The organism is Mycobacterium sp. (genome assembly GCF_049647605.1).
Classification (GTDB): Bacteria; Actinomycetota; Actinomycetes; order Mycobacteriales; family Mycobacteriaceae; genus Mycobacterium.
The window spans coordinates 1-14,844 of sequence record NZ_JBARXZ010000179.1; the positions used below are offsets into that span (position 1 = coordinate 1).

The 14,844-nt window shown below is 66.3% G+C and carries 10 protein-coding genes and 1 pseudogene; 2 read left to right on the forward strand and 9 right to left on the reverse strand.

What is annotated here, in order from left to right; all coding sequences use genetic code 11:
- The coding region (locus WBB07_RS23140; RefSeq protein WP_526310961.1) for a VOC family protein at positions 1-505 on the forward strand (505 nt) is incomplete at its 5' end.
- On the opposite strand, the gene WBB07_RS23145 is transcribed toward WBB07_RS23140, so the two are convergent.
- The 4 genes from WBB07_RS23145 to WBB07_RS23160 form a co-directional block, all read right to left on the reverse strand.
- Positions 476-898, reverse strand: a complete 423-nt coding sequence (locus WBB07_RS23145) for a hypothetical protein (protein ID WP_526310963.1) — start codon at positions 896-898, stop codon at positions 476-478. The two genes, WBB07_RS23140 and WBB07_RS23145, sit on opposite strands and share 30 nt — an antisense overlap.
- 70 nt (positions 899-968) lie before the next feature.
- On the reverse strand, positions 969-2,351 hold the full coding sequence (locus WBB07_RS23150) for an LLM class flavin-dependent oxidoreductase (RefSeq protein ID WP_526310976.1): 1,383 nt from the start codon (positions 2,349-2,351) through the stop codon (positions 969-971).
- Positions 2,352-2,464: 113 nt separating this feature from the next.
- A complete protein-coding gene (locus WBB07_RS23155) occupies positions 2,465-4,075 on the reverse strand; it encodes an AMP-binding protein (protein WP_526310965.1) in 1,611 nt (536 codons plus the stop codon).
- Entirely contained in the window at positions 4,072-5,775 is a 1,704-nt protein-coding gene (locus WBB07_RS23160) for an AMP-binding protein (protein WP_526310967.1), read from the reverse strand. The genes WBB07_RS23155 and WBB07_RS23160 overlap by 4 nt, the downstream gene beginning before the upstream one ends.
- 63 nt (positions 5,776-5,838) lie before the next feature.
- Between WBB07_RS23160 and WBB07_RS23165 the strand changes: the two genes are divergently transcribed.
- Complete coding sequence (locus WBB07_RS23165) at positions 5,839-6,654, forward strand: helix-turn-helix transcriptional regulator (RefSeq protein ID WP_526310978.1); 816 nt, start codon at positions 5,839-5,841, stop codon at positions 6,652-6,654.
- Between the two features lie 5 nt (positions 6,655-6,659).
- Here WBB07_RS23165 and WBB07_RS23170 read toward each other — a convergent pair whose 3' ends face one another.
- From WBB07_RS23170 to WBB07_RS23190, 5 genes and pseudogenes are all read right to left on the reverse strand, one after another.
- Complete coding sequence (locus WBB07_RS23170; protein ID WP_526310969.1) at positions 6,660-8,303, reverse strand: glycosyltransferase family 39 protein; 1,644 nt, start codon at positions 8,301-8,303, stop codon at positions 6,660-6,662.
- A gap of 135 nt (positions 8,304-8,438) precedes the next feature.
- Positions 8,439-10,319, reverse strand: coding sequence for an ABC transporter ATP-binding protein (locus WBB07_RS23175; protein WP_526310971.1), 1,881 nt, complete (start codon positions 10,317-10,319; stop codon positions 8,439-8,441).
- Positions 10,316-12,265 carry an ABC transporter ATP-binding protein gene (locus tag WBB07_RS23180; RefSeq protein WP_526310973.1) on the reverse strand — a complete coding sequence of 650 codons (1,950 nt, stop codon included), beginning with the start codon at positions 12,263-12,265 and terminating at the stop codon, positions 10,316-10,318. Before WBB07_RS23180 ends, WBB07_RS23175 begins: the two co-directional genes overlap by 4 nt.
- Before the next feature lie 111 nt (positions 12,266-12,376).
- Positions 12,377-14,260, reverse strand: coding sequence for an ABC transporter ATP-binding protein (locus WBB07_RS23185; RefSeq protein ID WP_526310974.1), 1,884 nt, complete (start codon positions 14,258-14,260; stop codon positions 12,377-12,379).
- A 52-nt stretch (positions 14,261-14,312) separates the two neighbouring features.
- Positions 14,313-14,844 (reverse strand): annotated as a pseudogene (locus WBB07_RS23190) (aldehyde dehydrogenase (NADP(+))); the annotation flags it as partial.

Consider the following 14,844-nt stretch of genomic DNA (forward strand, 5'->3'; position numbering starts at 1 on the left):
CCGTCAGGCGGGTTGCACCGATCCCCGAGGTGCGGCATTCCGGCTGTGGCAGCCCCGCCGGCGACCGGGCGCCCAGCTGGTCAATGTGCCGGGCACCTGGAACTTCAGCGATCTGCAGACCGCGGACCCACCGGCGGCCACCGCGTTCTACGTCCCACTGTTCGGCTGGGAGTTCGACGACGTCGGCTTCGCGACGATGGTCCGGCGGCCCGGCTACGGTAACCACCTGGAGGCCACCGTCCACCCCGACATCCGCGCGGTGCAGTCCGAGGCCGGCGCCCCGCCCGGCTTCGAGGACGCGGTCGCGTGGGTGACGTCGGGTGCGACCGAGCGCTGGCAGGTGTCGTTCACCGTCGCCGATCGGGACACCTCGGCGGAGATCGCCGAAAACCTCGGCGCAGCGATCGTGGCCACCGAGGACACCCTGTGGACAAAAACCGTGACCATCCGCGACCCGCAGGGAGCGCTGCTGGCGCTAAGCCAGTTCACCCCGCCCGGCGGTTAACCGGGCGGCGTGGCCCCGCGTCTGGAAACACAGCACCCCCACCGCTGCCGCGACCTCGATCAACGCGATGACAGTGGCAATCGTCATCATCGGAGACGGTGGAGTGGCCTGAGTGGGCTGGAACGGCGCGCCATGCTGATGCCCGGCCCCGGTGACGTGGACGGCGACCATCCCCAGATTCATCAGTGCCACCAGCAGCCACGCCCGTACCGACCCGCCGTACCAGAGCTCCCAGGCGCAATACAGGCAGACCGCTGCCATCAGCAGCATCAGGACCGCCACTCCCGGTGAATCGGTGTGCGCAAGCATCACCGCGTGCAGCGCGGCCGAGGTGACGGCGAGCACGGCACACGTCCGCCGCCCGAAGACGGCGCACCGGTGGCTCACAGACATCAACCAACTCTGGCAGCAGCGCGCCGCCGGCGCTACCGGAATGGTCAAAGCAGGATTGCCGCGGCAGTTCTCAGACGCGGGCCGGTACCGACAACGGCTCGGCGACCTTGTCGGCCAGCGAATTATCGGTGAACGCGCCGCGGTAGCGGGCGGCGGGATGGGTCGACGGAACTCGATCTCCACCGCCACCGGAAAGCTTGTGCCGCAGCGTGCCGGATTTGTCGGTGGAGATCAGGCCGCGCTTGCGCAGCTCCGGGAACAGCAGGTCGGCGATATCGGTGAAGGTGTGCGGGCGCACCGCGTGGAAGACGTTCACGCCGTCGATCCCGGCGTCGCGCCACTGTTCGAGCTTGTCTGCCACCTGCTCGGGGGTACCGACGATGCGGCTGCTGCGTTCGAAGGCCCGTCCCAGATCGGCGATTGTCGGGTCGTCGGTGCCGGCGGACTCTGCAGCCCACCGCGCCCAGCCCTGCACACCACGGAATTCGCCGAGCTCCGAGATCCGGGTGTCCAATGGCAATGCGCCGGCGTCGATACCGGCGTCACCGAGAATGTGGCACAGCACGCCCTCGACGGACAGCAGTTCCTCCAACCGCGCTTCCTTCTCCCACGCCTCGTCTTCGGTGCGGCCGACCACCAGCGAAAGTCCCTGAAAGAACTTCACATCGTAGGGATCACGGCCGTATTCAGCTGCCAGTGACCGTGTTTCGTCGATAAGCCGGCGCGCCGACTCCGGGTCCGGGCTGGAGATGAAGACACCTTCGGCATTGCGGGCCGAAAAGCGTTGCCCGATAGGCGAAGCCCCGGCCTGAAACAGGAACGGGACCCGCTGCGGCGACGGTGACACAAAATGCGGTCCCTCCACCGAGTAATGCTCGCCGACATGGTTGATGCGGTGAATCTTGGCCGCCTCGGCGTGGACCCCGGCGGCCTTGTCCGCCACCAGCGCATCCTCGTCCCACGAGCCTTCCCACAGCTTGTAGACCACGTCGACGTATTCGGCGGCGATCTCGTAGCGGCGATCGTGGTCGATCAGCTTGTCATGGCCGTAGTTGCGATAGACGTTGTCGGAGAAGCTGGTGACGATGTTCCAGCCGACCCGGCCACGCGTGTAGTGATCCAGCGACGAAATCCGGCGAGCGAAGTCGAACGGCAGGCTCTGCACGATCGAACTGGTGTACACCAAGCCGATATTTGTGGTGACCGCCGCCAATGCCGAGATCAGCACCGACGGGTCGTTGACCGGGATCTGCATACCCTCACGCGCCACCAACTCGTAGGAGCCGTTCCACGGTGAGCGCAGCCCGCTGACATCAGCGAAGAACAGCAGGTCGTAGCCGGCCCGATCGACCTCTTTGGCCAGCTCCGTCCAGTGCTCCAGCGAGTTGATCTGGTGGTTCTCGGCTTCCGGGTCACGCCACAAGCCGTGGACAACGTGCGAGGGCGTGTTCATCACGAATGCCGAGTAGTACAGCGGGCGGTTCTTCGGCGGTTTGGGCACAGCCGCCACCCTAGGAGGACCCGGCAGTGCCGTCGGCGGTTCGAATCAGCGTGGTTACAAAGCCCTCACAACCCCAGCAGCGCCGCCATCTCCTCCCGCATCTGCACCTTCCGGACCTTCCCGGTGACCGTCATGGGGAACTCCCCGACGATGTGCACGTACCGGGGGATCTTGTAGTGCGCCAGCTTTCCGTCGGCGAACTCCCGCACCGCCGCGACGGTCAGCGGTTCACGACCGGCGCGCATCCGGATCCAGGCGCAGATCTCCTCGCCGTACTTGGCGTCGGGCACGCCGATCACCTGGGCGTCCTCGATGTCGGGGTGGGTGTAGAGGAACTCTTCGACCTCACGGGGGTAGACGTTCTCACCGCCGCGGATCACCATGTCCTTGATCCGGCCCACCACGCTGCAATAGCCATCGTCGCGCATCACCGCCAGATCGCCGGTGTGCATCCAGCCGTCGGAATCGATGGCCTCACTTGTTTTCTCATCGTTTTCCCAGTACCCCAGCATCACCGAGTAACCCCGCGTACAGAACTCGCCGGCGGTGCCGCGCGGCACCTCGTCGCCGGTCTCGGGGTCGACGATCTTGATCTCGACATGCGGGTGTGCGCGGCCGATCGAGGCCGTGCGCCGTTCGAGATCATCGTCGATCAGGGTCTGGCACGACACCGGTGACGTCTCGGTCATCCCGTAGGCGATGGCGACCTCGGCCATGTTCATGTCGGCGATGCACCGTTTCATCACCTCGACCGGACACACCGCCCCAGCCATGATGCCGGTGCGCAGCGAAGACAGATCACGTTCGGCGAACGACGGGTGGCCCAGCATCGCGATGAACATCGTCGGCACCCCGTAAACACCGGCGCAGCTTTCACTTTCGATAGCATCCAGGGTGGCACCCGGATCGAATCCGGGCGCCGGGATGACAATGGTGGCGCCGTGGCTGGTGATCCCCAGGTTGCCCATCACCATGCCGAAGCAGTGGTAGAACGGCACCGGGATGCACAGCTTCTCCCCCGGCTGCAGCGCGATCAGCTCGGTGACGAAGTAGCCGTTGTTGAGGATGTTGCGATGCGACAACGTCGCACCCTTGGGGAATCCCGTGGTGCCCGAAGTGTATTGGATGTTGATCGGATCGGTGTTTCGCAATTCGGCGGCACGCGTGCGGAGTTCGTCGACACTGATCTGGTCGGCCCCGGACCGCAGCCGATCCCAGTCTTCGGTGCCCAGGAAGATGACCTCCTGGACCGGAACCCGCTCGCGCACTTCGGCGACCATCGCGACGTAATCCGACGACTTGAAGTCCGTCGCCGCGATCAGGGTCCGCACCCCGGACTGCTCGAGCACGTAGCTCAGTTCATGGGTGCGGTAGGCCGGGTTGATGTTCACCAGGATGGCGCCGATCTTGGCGGTGGCGTACTGCACGATCACCCACTCGGCCCGGTTCGGTGACCACACACCCACCCGATCACCTCGAGCGACACCGAGTCCCATCAACCCGCGCGCCACCAGGTCGACCTCGGCGTCGAATTCGCGGTAGGTCCAACGTCGTCCAGCAGCCAGGTCCACCAACGCCAATACATCGGGGTGGGCAGCTGCGGTGCTCTCCAGGTTCGCCCCGATGGTCATCTCCAGGATCGGGGTGTCGGTGGGTCCTGCGTCGTAAGAGTTCATTGCAGGAGGTCCTCGTAACGGTATTCGGAATCGAAGGGTGTCCCGGACCGATGCGCGTCCTCCTCGCGCCGACGCAGCTCGACCCGGCGAATCTTGCCCGAAATCGTCTTGGGCAGCTCGTAGAACTCCACCCGGCGCACCTTCAGGTAGGGCGCAAGATTGTTGCGGGCGTACTCCAGGATCGCCGTGGCGGTCTCGGCATTCGCCTCCCACCCTTCGGCAAGGGCCACATACGCTTTCGGTACAGCCAGCCGGGTATCGTCGGGCTGCGGGACAACAGCGGCCTCGACCACGGCCGGATGCTCGATGAGCACGCTTTCCAGTTCGAACGGCGACACCTTGTAATCCGAGGATTTGAACACGTCATCGGTGCGGCCGATGTAGGTGATGTAGCCGTCGGCATCCCGGCCGGCAACGTCACCGGTGTGATAGTAGCCGTTTGCCATCACCATGGCGTTGCGCTGCTCGTCGCCCAGATAGCCCGTCATCAGGTTCAGTGGAGTGTGCTCGAGGTCCAGACAGAGTTCACCCTCGTCGGCCAGCTCACCGCTGATCGGATCCACCAGCACCACCGGCACCCCGGGCATCGGACGGCCCATCGAACCCGCCTTGACCGGTGCACCCGGGGTGTTGCCCACCTGCAATGTGGTCTCGGTCTGGCCGAACCCGTCGCGGATGGTCAGCCCCCAGGCCTTCTCCACCTGGGCGATCACGTCGGGGTTCAAGGGCTCGCCGGCGCCGAGGATCTCCCTCAGCCCCTCGGGCTTGGCACCGAGATCGGCCTGGATCAGCATCCGCCACACCGTCGGCGGCGCGCAGAAAGTGTTGACCTTCGCCCGCCGCAGCTGCGCCAGCAGCGCCGCCGCATCGAAGCGGGCGTAGTTGTAGACGAAGATCGTCGCCTCGGCGATCCACGGCGCGAAGAAGCAGCTCCAAGCGTGTTTGGCCCAGCCGGGTGAGCTGATCGCCAAGTGCACGTCGCCGGGCCTGACGCCGATCCAGGCCATCGTGGTCAGATGCCCGACGGGATAGCTGACCTGCGAATGCTCCACCAGCTTCGGCCGGCTGGTGGTACCGGAGGTGAAGTAGATCAGCATCGGGTCCTCGACCGAGGTCACTGCGCTGAACCGCTGCGCAGGCACGTCATAGGCGTCGGTGTAGGTGTGCCAACCATCTGCTCCCTCACCGGCGGGTCCCTCACCGACGACAACCCGGACGTACTCACCGGCCACCCCGTCGAACTTGGCGGTGTCGCCGAAATTGGCGATGACAAAGCGGGCACCGCCACGGGCGATCCGGTCAGACAGGTCAGCCGGCCCCAGTGCCCCGGTTGTGGGCATGATGACCGCGCCGAGCTTGGCGATGGCCAGCATGGCCTCCCACAGCTCGACCTGGTTGCCGAGCATCAGGATCACCCGGTCGCCCTTGCCGACGCCGAGGCTCTGCAACCAGGTCGCCACCTGGTCCGAGCGCTGGGCCATCTCGGCGAAAGTCACTTTTTGCTCGGAGCCGTCGGCCTCCACGATCCACAACGCCGGCCGGTTGTTTCCGGCGGCGATGACGTCGAACCAGTCGGTGGCCCAGTTGAACGTGCCGGTGATCCGCGGCCATTCGAAGGTCTCGACAGCTTTGTCGTAGTCGCTGATCACGTCGACAAGTTGGTCCCGCGCGCTACGGTACCGGTCGGTGTTGCTAGCCATACAACTAGGATCTACGTCACAGCTATGTGTGCACTACCCCCGAAAGTGGGTGAACCCGTGACAATGCTGCGCCCCCGTGACGGCGACGCAGTGCGTGCCGAACTGCGCCATGTTGCTGCCGAAGGCCGGTTACCGGTGCTGTTCGGCGGCGAGGTGCACGGTGGCGATCTGTTGCTCACCGAATTTGTCGGCACCCGCACCAGCGGACTGCGGGGACTGACCGTGCGCCGCAACTCCGGCCTCGGCGGGGTCAGCATCGTCTCCGGGCTGCCGTTGTCGGTTGCCGACTATCCCAACGCCATGTCGATCAGCCACGACTACGACAGGCCAGTGCTCGCCGAAGGCATCCGCAGCGTATTGGCGGTACCGGTGGTGGTCGACGGTGTGCCGCGGGCGGTCCTCTACGGCGCGCACCGTGCCAGCGCACCGATCGGCGGGAACACCGTCGAGCTGATGCTGGCGTCGGCGCACCGGCTGAGCCGAGAACTCCACATCCGAGACGAGGTAGACCGGCGGACTCGGCAGCAGGAGGCGCAGCTGGCAGGACCCGGCGACGAAGCGATCCGTGCGGTCCACGCCGAACTGCGACGGCTGGCCGCCGCGCCGGGCACTGCCACGCGGGAGAATCTGCTGCGGCTGGCCGACCAGCTGACCGGAGCATTGCCCGCCTCGGCCCCGGCAGGCACACCACTGACCGCCCGCGAACTGGACGTGCTGACCCAGGTGGCGCTGGGATGCACCAACGCCGGAGCGGCACAGCGACTTTCGCTCAAACCGGAGACGGTTAAGAGCTATCTGCGCAGTGCCACCGCCAAACTGGGCGCCCGCACCCGCTACGAAGCGGTCACCAAGGCCCGCCTGTCCGGATTGTTGCCGTAGCTGCGCTAGCGATCCGAGCGGAAGAAGGTGATCTCGCCACCCAGCGGGATCAGCGGCACCACACCGGACGGCATCCGAAATTCCAAGCGGTAGCCCGCATTTGCCAGCTCGGCCATGATCAGATCATGTGCTTCGGAGCGGTTCTCGTAGCTGCTTGACGATGTGTAGACGAGGCGGCTCCCACCCCCCGGGGGAACTGGAATCCCGGCCTGCAGGTCCCGCTGCAGGCCCGCGTAGACCACGGTCTCGGGTGCGGCGTGCCACAGGACGGCGGGCAGAACTCCGATCTCGGTCGTGTCGATGAGCAGGGCGTCGGCGTCCCGGATGGCGAAGATCCGTTGTTGTTCGGACCGATGCCACACGAACACCGAGGTACCGATCACCGCGCCGACCAGGAGCACCGGAACGACGGACCCGACAACCGGGCGCGGAATATCGTCTTTGTATTTTTCGATGAGCTGCGCGACGGCCACAAACAGCAGCGGAGTGGTGAAATGCAGATACTGCAGTCCGATCGCGTGCACCGGGCTGACGCACAGCACGTACAACCCGACGACGGTGCACCAGGTCGTGACGGCAGTGAAAATCGGAAGGTATTCGACCGCAAGAGTTTCCGAGGCGGCACGCGGACGATGTGCCACGGCCTTGATCGCCAGCCGAACCACCAGGACCAGGGCGGCGAGCCCGACGATGACGTTGAACGCACCGAGAACGGTGTCCACCGGTCGCCCCATGTCGAGCAGTCCGTACGGCAGCGGATGCGGCCAGTCGAGGGGGTTGAAGATCTGGAAGATCGTCGCGATCGCCGCACCCAACCGCTGACCGAACGCGGCGAAGCTGAAGGACTGGGCCTGCCTGTTGGCCTGGGACACCGACTCGAGAAAACCCGGATGCGCCACGAAGAACAACAGCAGCGCCGCCACACCTGCAACCGCCAACTGGGCAATCGCCGGATAGGCCTTTCGGTGGATCTGGATGGCCAGGGCAAAGAGCAACATGAACCCCGCGGGCAGCACAAACTGATAGTGCGTGAGTGCGCCGGCCAGCAACACGACACCGATGGCAATCGCGTACCGGCCCTGCCGCCTCGTCAACCACAGAACAACACAGAGCAACAGCAGCGCCGTCAGCATCGAGAACAGCCCGTACTGCCGAACTATGCTCACCACGGTTCGGGTCGGCAGGCTGAGCATCCACGCGAGTGTCACCACGAATGTCACCGACCTGGACACCGCGAGCACCCGACAGGTCGTGTAGATGACAACCACCGTCACAGCAAGGATGACGAGGTTGAGCAGCAGCCCACTGAGGATCGAAACGCCGAACACGCCGAACCACGTGTGAAGCAGCCAGAAGTACAGCGGTGGGTGGATGTCGTAGTGCGCCAGGTCCGCACTGATCTGCCCATAGCAACCCAGGCCCCGCCATTGCCAATACTGTTGCCACTGCGCAGCATCGACCCAGCGCCCCGTCGGAATCGACTGCTCGTACCGCCCTTGGTTACAGGTCGCACCGATGATGCTGATGACATCGTCGTGGTCGACGAGTGTCACCGCGGCCAGCCGAGGCCCATACACGGCAAAACCGACAGCAACCAGGGCGATCACCAACCAGCGATCCGACCTCGATTCCTGCACATAGGTCGCCACACGCCGAAGCGTCACCACTTCCCGCCCCTATCCCCTGTGAAACCAGCCCGCGAAGGAGAGTAGTCGAGACCGACCTACGGAACGGGATACTTGTGGGGCCGATCTGCCCCCGCCGAGGCGGGATCCGGAGCTGCGTCAGGCCAGTGAGTGGACCCAGGCCTGATGCAGAGCGGCATAGTGACCGTCGGTGTTGTGGATCAGCTCCGCGGGCGGGCCGTCCTCGATGATGCGACCGTGCTCGAGCACCAGCACCCGGTCGGCCACTTCCACCGTCGAGAGCCGGTGCGCGATCACCAGGGCCGTGCGATCGGCCAACACCGTTTCCAACGCCTGCTGCACCAACCGCTCGCTGGGGATGTCCAGCGATGACGTGGCCTCGTCGAGGATCAGCACCGCCGGATCGGCGAGGAAGGCCCGTGCAAACGCGACGAGCTGACGCTGACCGGCGGAGAGCCGGCCACCACGTTTGGCCACATCGGTGTCGTATCCCTGCGGCAGGGCTGCGATGAACCGGTCGGCACCCACCGCGGCCGCGGCACCCCGTACCTCGGCGTCGGTGGCCCGCGGCCGGCCGAACCGGATGTTGTCGGCGATGGTGCCGTCGAACATGAAGTTCTCCTGCGTCACCATCACCACGTGGCGGCGCAGCTCGCTCTGGTCGAGGTCACGCAGATCCACACCGTCGAGCGTGACCGCACCCGAAGTCGGGTCGTAGAACCGTGCGATCAGCTTGGCGATGGTGGTCTTGCCGGCCCCGGTGGTCCCCACCAGCGCGACGGTCTGCCCGGCAGGCACCGTCAACGACAACTCGGGCAACACCGGCCGGCCCGGTACATAGGAGAAGCCGACGTCCCGGAACCCCACCTCGCCGTGCACCGTACCTAGGGCAACCGGCGCAGCCGGATCGGTGATCGCCGGTTCGGTGGCCAGCACGCCGGCCAGCTTCTCCAGGGCGGAAGCCGCCGACTGGAAGGTGTTGAAGAACTGGGTGATCTCCTGCATGGGCTCGAAGAACATCCGCAGGTACAGCAGGAACGCGGCCAGGGTCCCGATGGTCATATCACCCTGCAACACCTGGTAGCCGCCGTACAGCAGCACCACACCAGTGGTCAGGTTGCCCACCAGTTTCACCGCCGGCATGAAGATGGCCACCAACTTGAACGTCTTCTCGTTGATGTCCTTGTACCGGTCGGCGACCTCTTCGAAGATCTCCTGGTTGCGCCGTTCGCGACGGTAGGCCTGCACGGCCTTGATACCGGTCATGGTCTCGACGAACTGGACGATCACCAGCGCCGCGCTCTCCCGCACCTCGCGGTAGGTTTTTGTCGACTCCGACCGGAACCACGCCGACAGCAACACCAGGATCGGAAACGCGACCAGACACATCAGCCCCAGCCGCCAATCGAGCACGATCAGCAGCGCTGCCGTCCCGAACATGGTCAGTACCGCGGTGATCAGGCTGTCGAAGCCGTTCTCCAGCATCTCCTGGATGGCTTCGACATCGTTGGTGGACCGGCTCACCACCCGACCGGAGGTGTAGCGGTCATGGAAGGCGATATCGAGGCGGCCGAAGTGCACGAACAACCGCCGCCGAAGTTCCAGGAGCACACTCTGCCCGATGCGGCCGGACCGGCGCAGGAAGAACAGCCGGCTGACCGCCTGCACCACCACCACGGCGCACAGCGCTCCGACAATGGTGAGCAGCTCACGCGCCGAACCGCCGTCGACGATCGGCGGGATACCGTGGTCGATACCGCGCTGAACCAGCAGCGGCACCGTCAGCCGGGCGGCGTTCTCCACCACCACCACCGCCGCGAGGATCAGCACCGCGGTCTTGAACGGGCGCAGCAGGTCGAACAGCAGGGCCGTGGCTTCCCGGCGCCGGGGCAGGTTCTCATCGATGGGCAGGTTGTCGTCCTGCTCGTCGTCGAAGCGGCCACGCCATTCGGGATCGACGTTCTGGCGCGCCGCACTCGCACTTTCGCGCCCGTTTGTGAGTTTCGGCGTTGTGGTCATCGCCGCTCCCCTTCCATTCGCGCGAATTCGGTGGCCGCACAGGCGTCTTCGGCTGCATGCCGCTCGCAGTAGTCGCGCTCCAGCGCGGCCCGCTCGGCATCGCCGGCCCATGTCGGCTCGGGGGTGCCGTCGTCGAGCTGATCGTCGGCGGCCAGTAGATACCGGTAGGCCGGTACCGACTCCAACAGTTCGGAGTGGGTACCGACGTGGGTGATGGTGCCGTCCTGCAACAACGCCACCTGGTCGGCCAGCAACACCGTCGACGCGCGGTGCGCCACGATGATGCCGGTCACCGACACCAGCACCCGCCCCAGAGCGGCGGTGACCGCGGCCTCGGTGTGCACGTCCAGAGCCGACAGGGTGTCGTCGAGCACCAGGATCTTCGGCCCGGCCAGGATGGCGCGCGCCAGCGAAAGCCGCTGCCGCTGACCGCCGGACAAGCTCATGCCCTGCTCCCCGATGCGGGTGTCCAGGCTGTACGGCAGGTCGTAGACGAAGCCGGCCGCGGCGACATCGATGGCCTCGGTCAGCTCGGCATCAGAGGCATCCGGGCGCCCCAATCTGAGATTCTCGGCCACGGACATGGAGAACAGCGTCGGGTCCTCGAAGGCCGTGGCCACCGCCGCCCGCAGCGCAGGCAGGCTCAGCTGGCGGATATCGCGGCCGTCGATGAGGATCTGGCCCTCGGTCACGTCGTACAGCCGGGACAGCAGTGCGGCCAGCACCGACTTACCCGAACCCGTCGCACCCACCAGCGCCATGGTCTGGCCGGGTTCGACCACCAGGTTCACATGCCGCAGCGCCCAGTCCTCGGAAGCGGCCTCATCCTCATGGTCGGGCGGGAACCGGAACCCGACGTCGACCAGTTCCAGACGGCCGCCCCGCGGCGGCGTGGTCTCCGGGCCGTCGGTGATCTCCCGTGGCGCGTCGAAGATCTCGGCGATGCGGTTGGCCGCGGTGAACGACTCCTGCATCATCGACAGCAAGAACCCCAGCGAGGCGATGGGCCAGACCAGCGACAGCATCATCGTGATGAACGCGACCAGCGTGCCCATGGTCACCGCGCCGGTGCCGGCGGCGTAGGCGCCGAATCCCAGCACGATGATCAGCGTCAGGTTCGGGATGATCTCGAGCAGGGTCCAGAACTTCGCCGACACCCCGACCTTGGCGATCTGGGTGTCGTACAGCTCGGTGGCGCGTTCATCGAACCGGTCGTAGACATACTCTTCCCGGCCGAATGACTTGACCACCCGGACCCCGAGTGCCGCCTCCTCCACCTGGGTGGCGACGTGCCCGGCCTGGTCCTGTGCCTGCCGGGACAGCCGGGTGAACTCACGCTCGAAATGCAGCACGGTCAGCGTGATCGGCACGATCGAGACCACCACCACCACACCGAGCGGCCAGTACATCGCCAGCAGGATGCCGGTGACGACCACGATCTGGATGACGTTCAGCAGCAGGAACACCAGGCCGAACGACAGAAACCGCCGAATCGACGACAGATCGTTCATCACCCGCGACAGCAGCTGCCCCGACTGCCACCGGGTGTGAAACGACATGGGCAGCACCTGCAGCCGGGCATAGAGGTCCTTGCGGATATCGGCCTCCACGCCCATGGTGGCGCGGGCGACCAGCCAGCGCCGGATGAACCACAGCACCGCTTCGGTGATCCCCACCCCCAGCGCCGCGGTGCCCAGGATCCACAACCCGCGCTGATCCTGGTGGCGCACCGGGCCGTCGATCACGGCTTTGGTCATCAGCGGGATCGCGATGGTGGCGACCAGACTCACCAGCGCGATGACCAGCATCGCGATCCACCGGGCCCGGTACGGCAGCAGGTAGGGCAGCAGCCGCAACAGATCCGCGGCCGAGCTGCGTCCGGCCACGGTCACCGACGACCGGGCCGCAATCGCCGGCGTCGAACGGAGGCCGTCATCTGCGCGCATCGAATCACCCACCAGTTTCGTGTCCTCTAGTCATAGACCCCGCCGCCGACAACAACGTGGCGCGCCTGCCCCCGATTCCAGGTTCCCACGCGTGTCCAACCAATAACGTCGTCATGCCGCCTGGCTGCCGAACTGCGTCTCGTACAGCTCCGCGTACCGGCCCCGGCGCGCCAGCAACCTGGCGTGGCTGCCCCGCTCGACGATCCGGCCGTCCTCCACCACCAGGATCAGGTCGGCGGCCCGCACCGTGGACAGCCGGTGTGCGATCACCAGCGAGGTCCGTCCGGACAATGCCTCCGAAAGCGCCTGCTGTACAGCAACTTCCGAAGTCGAATCCAGTGCGGCGGTGGCCTCGTCCAGCACCACCACCCGCGAGGTGCCCAGCAGCAGGCGCGCGATGGTCAGCCGCTGCCGCTGCCCGCCGGAAAGCCGGTAACCGCGTTCGCCCACCACGGTGTCCAGACCGTCGGGCATCGCGGCCACCACGTGGTCCAAACGCGCGCGGCGCAGTGCCGCCCACAGGTCGTCGTCGTCGGCCGCGGCGTTGGCCAGCCGCAGATTCGCCCCGATGCTCTCGTGGAACAGGTGCCCGTCCTGGGTGACCAGCCCCACCGTGTCACGCAGGGACTGGGCGGTCAGATCACGGACGTCCACCCCGGCCAACCGGATGGCACCGGAATCGACGTCGTACAGGCGGGCCAGCAGGGCGGCGATGGTCGACTTGCCCGCTCCCGAGGACCCGACCAGCGCGATCATCTGCCCCGGTTCAGCATGGAAGGAGATGCCGTGCAGTACTTCTGCACCACCGCGGATCTCGTTCTCGGGCAGCACCGCCACCTCCTCCAGGGAGGCCAGCGACACCTTGTCCGCGGACGGATAGCCGAACCGGACATCATCGAAATCGACGGCCACGCCGCCGGCGGGCACCGAACGAGCGTCCGGCTTCTCCTGGATCAGTGGCACCAGATCGAGCACCTCGAAAACACGCTCGAAGCTGACCAGCGCCGACGCGATCTCGACGTGGGCGTTGGCCAGTGCCGTCAACGGCGAGTAGAGCCGGGTCAGCAGCAGTGCCAGCGAAACGATGGCACCCGCCTGCAACGCACCCCCGATCGCCAGCACTCCGCCGAGGCCGTAGACCAGCGCCAGAGCCAACGCCGACATCAGCGTCAGCGAGTTCATGAACGTCGCCTGCAACATCGAGGTCTTGACGCCGATATCGCGGACCCGGCCGGCCCGCGCCGCGAACTCCGCCGATTCGGCGTCCGGGCTGCCGAACAGTTTGATCAGCGTGGCGCCCGGGGCGGAAAACCGCTCGGTCATCTGGCTGTTCATGGTGGCGTTGTGGATGGCCTTCTCGCGACTGAGCCGGGCCATGGTGCGGCCGATCCACCGGGCCGGCACCAGGAACACCGGCATCAACACCAGCGACAGCAGCGTGATCTGCCAGGAGATGCCGAGCATCACCACCAACGTCAAGGTCAGCGTCACCACGTTGGTGACGACGCCGGACAGGGTGTCGGAGAACGCGCGCTGCGCACCGATGACGTCATTGCCGAGGCGGCTGACCAGCGCGCCGGTGCGGGTCCGGGTGAAGAACGCCACCGGCAGGCGCTGCACGTGGTCGAACACCGCGGTGCGCAGGTCCAGGATCAGGCCCTCGCCGATGGTCGACGACAACCACCGGGTGACCATCGCCACGGCTGACTCGGCCACCGCCACCCCGGCGATCACCAGCGCCAGGGTGACGATCACCCCGGCCGCGCCGCCACGGACGATCTCGTCGACCACCCGGCCTGCCAATAGCGGGGTCGCCACCGTCAGCAGTGCACTGACCACGCTGACGCCGACAAACACCCCGAGCCTGCGGTGGTGTCGCGCCGAAAACGCCCAGATCCGCCGAAACAGCGACGCATCAGCCAATGCGTGCAGGTCAGCGCCGTTTGATGTGATCTGCCGGTAGAGCGTGTGCCGGGCCACGGACTCGAAGCTCATTCATTCACCGTAGGACCTCAACAATAATTGAGGTCAACGGCATCCCGGCCGGTTACCCGATCGTGCCGGTATCCCCACCGACCCGGCCGTCGATACGCTGCGGCACCCCCCACGGATTGTCCCGGCGGATCTCGTCGGCAACGAGCTCTTCCGGCAGGTTCTGGTACGCCACCGGCCGCAGGAATCGTTCGATGGCCCGGCTGCCGACCGAGGTGGTCGACGGCGCCGACGTGGCCGGGAACGGTCCCCCGTGCACGGTGGCATGACCGACCTCGACACCGGTGGGCCAGCCGCCGAACACGATGCGCCCCGCGATCAGCTCGAGCCGGCTGATCAGCGCCTTCGCCAGCGGGTAGTCCCCGGACGCGGCGTGCACAGTTGCGGTGAGCTGTCCCTCCAAGGTGTCGACAACCGCGTCGAAACGATCGACCGGCGTCCGCACGATAAGCGAGGAGGGCCCGAACACCTCCTCGGCGAGAGTCGGCTCCGCCACAAAGCGGTCCGCGGTGGTCAACAACAGCTGCGCCCGCACCCCGCAGGCGACCGTCGGCTCCGGCCCGCGCGCCGCGGTCGCCACCCCGGCG

Excerpts from the sequence above, each read along its gene's own strand:
- WBB07_RS23145 (WP_526310963.1), bottom strand. The coding sequence starts at position 898 with ATGTCTGTGAGCCACCGGTGCGCCGTCTTCGGGCGGCGGACGTGTGCC.
- WBB07_RS23150 (WP_526310976.1), bottom strand. The coding sequence starts at position 2,351 with ATGAACACGCCCTCGCACGTTGTCCACGGCTTGTGGCGTGACCCGGAA.
- WBB07_RS23155 (WP_526310965.1), bottom strand. The coding sequence starts at position 4,075 with ATGAACTCTTACGACGCAGGACCCACCGACACCCCGATCCTGGAGATG.
- WBB07_RS23160 (WP_526310967.1), bottom strand. The coding sequence starts at position 5,775 with ATGGCTAGCAACACCGACCGGTACCGTAGCGCGCGGGACCAACTTGTC.
- WBB07_RS23165 (WP_526310978.1), top strand. The coding sequence starts at position 5,839 with ATGCTGCGCCCCCGTGACGGCGACGCAGTGCGTGCCGAACTGCGCCAT.
- WBB07_RS23175 (WP_526310971.1), bottom strand. The coding sequence starts at position 10,319 with ATGACCACAACGCCGAAACTCACAAACGGGCGCGAAAGTGCGAGTGCG.
- WBB07_RS23180 (WP_526310973.1), bottom strand. The coding sequence starts at position 12,265 with ATGCGCGCAGATGACGGCCTCCGTTCGACGCCGGCGATTGCGGCCCGG.
- WBB07_RS23185 (WP_526310974.1), bottom strand. The coding sequence starts at position 14,260 with ATGAGCTTCGAGTCCGTGGCCCGGCACACGCTCTACCGGCAGATCACA.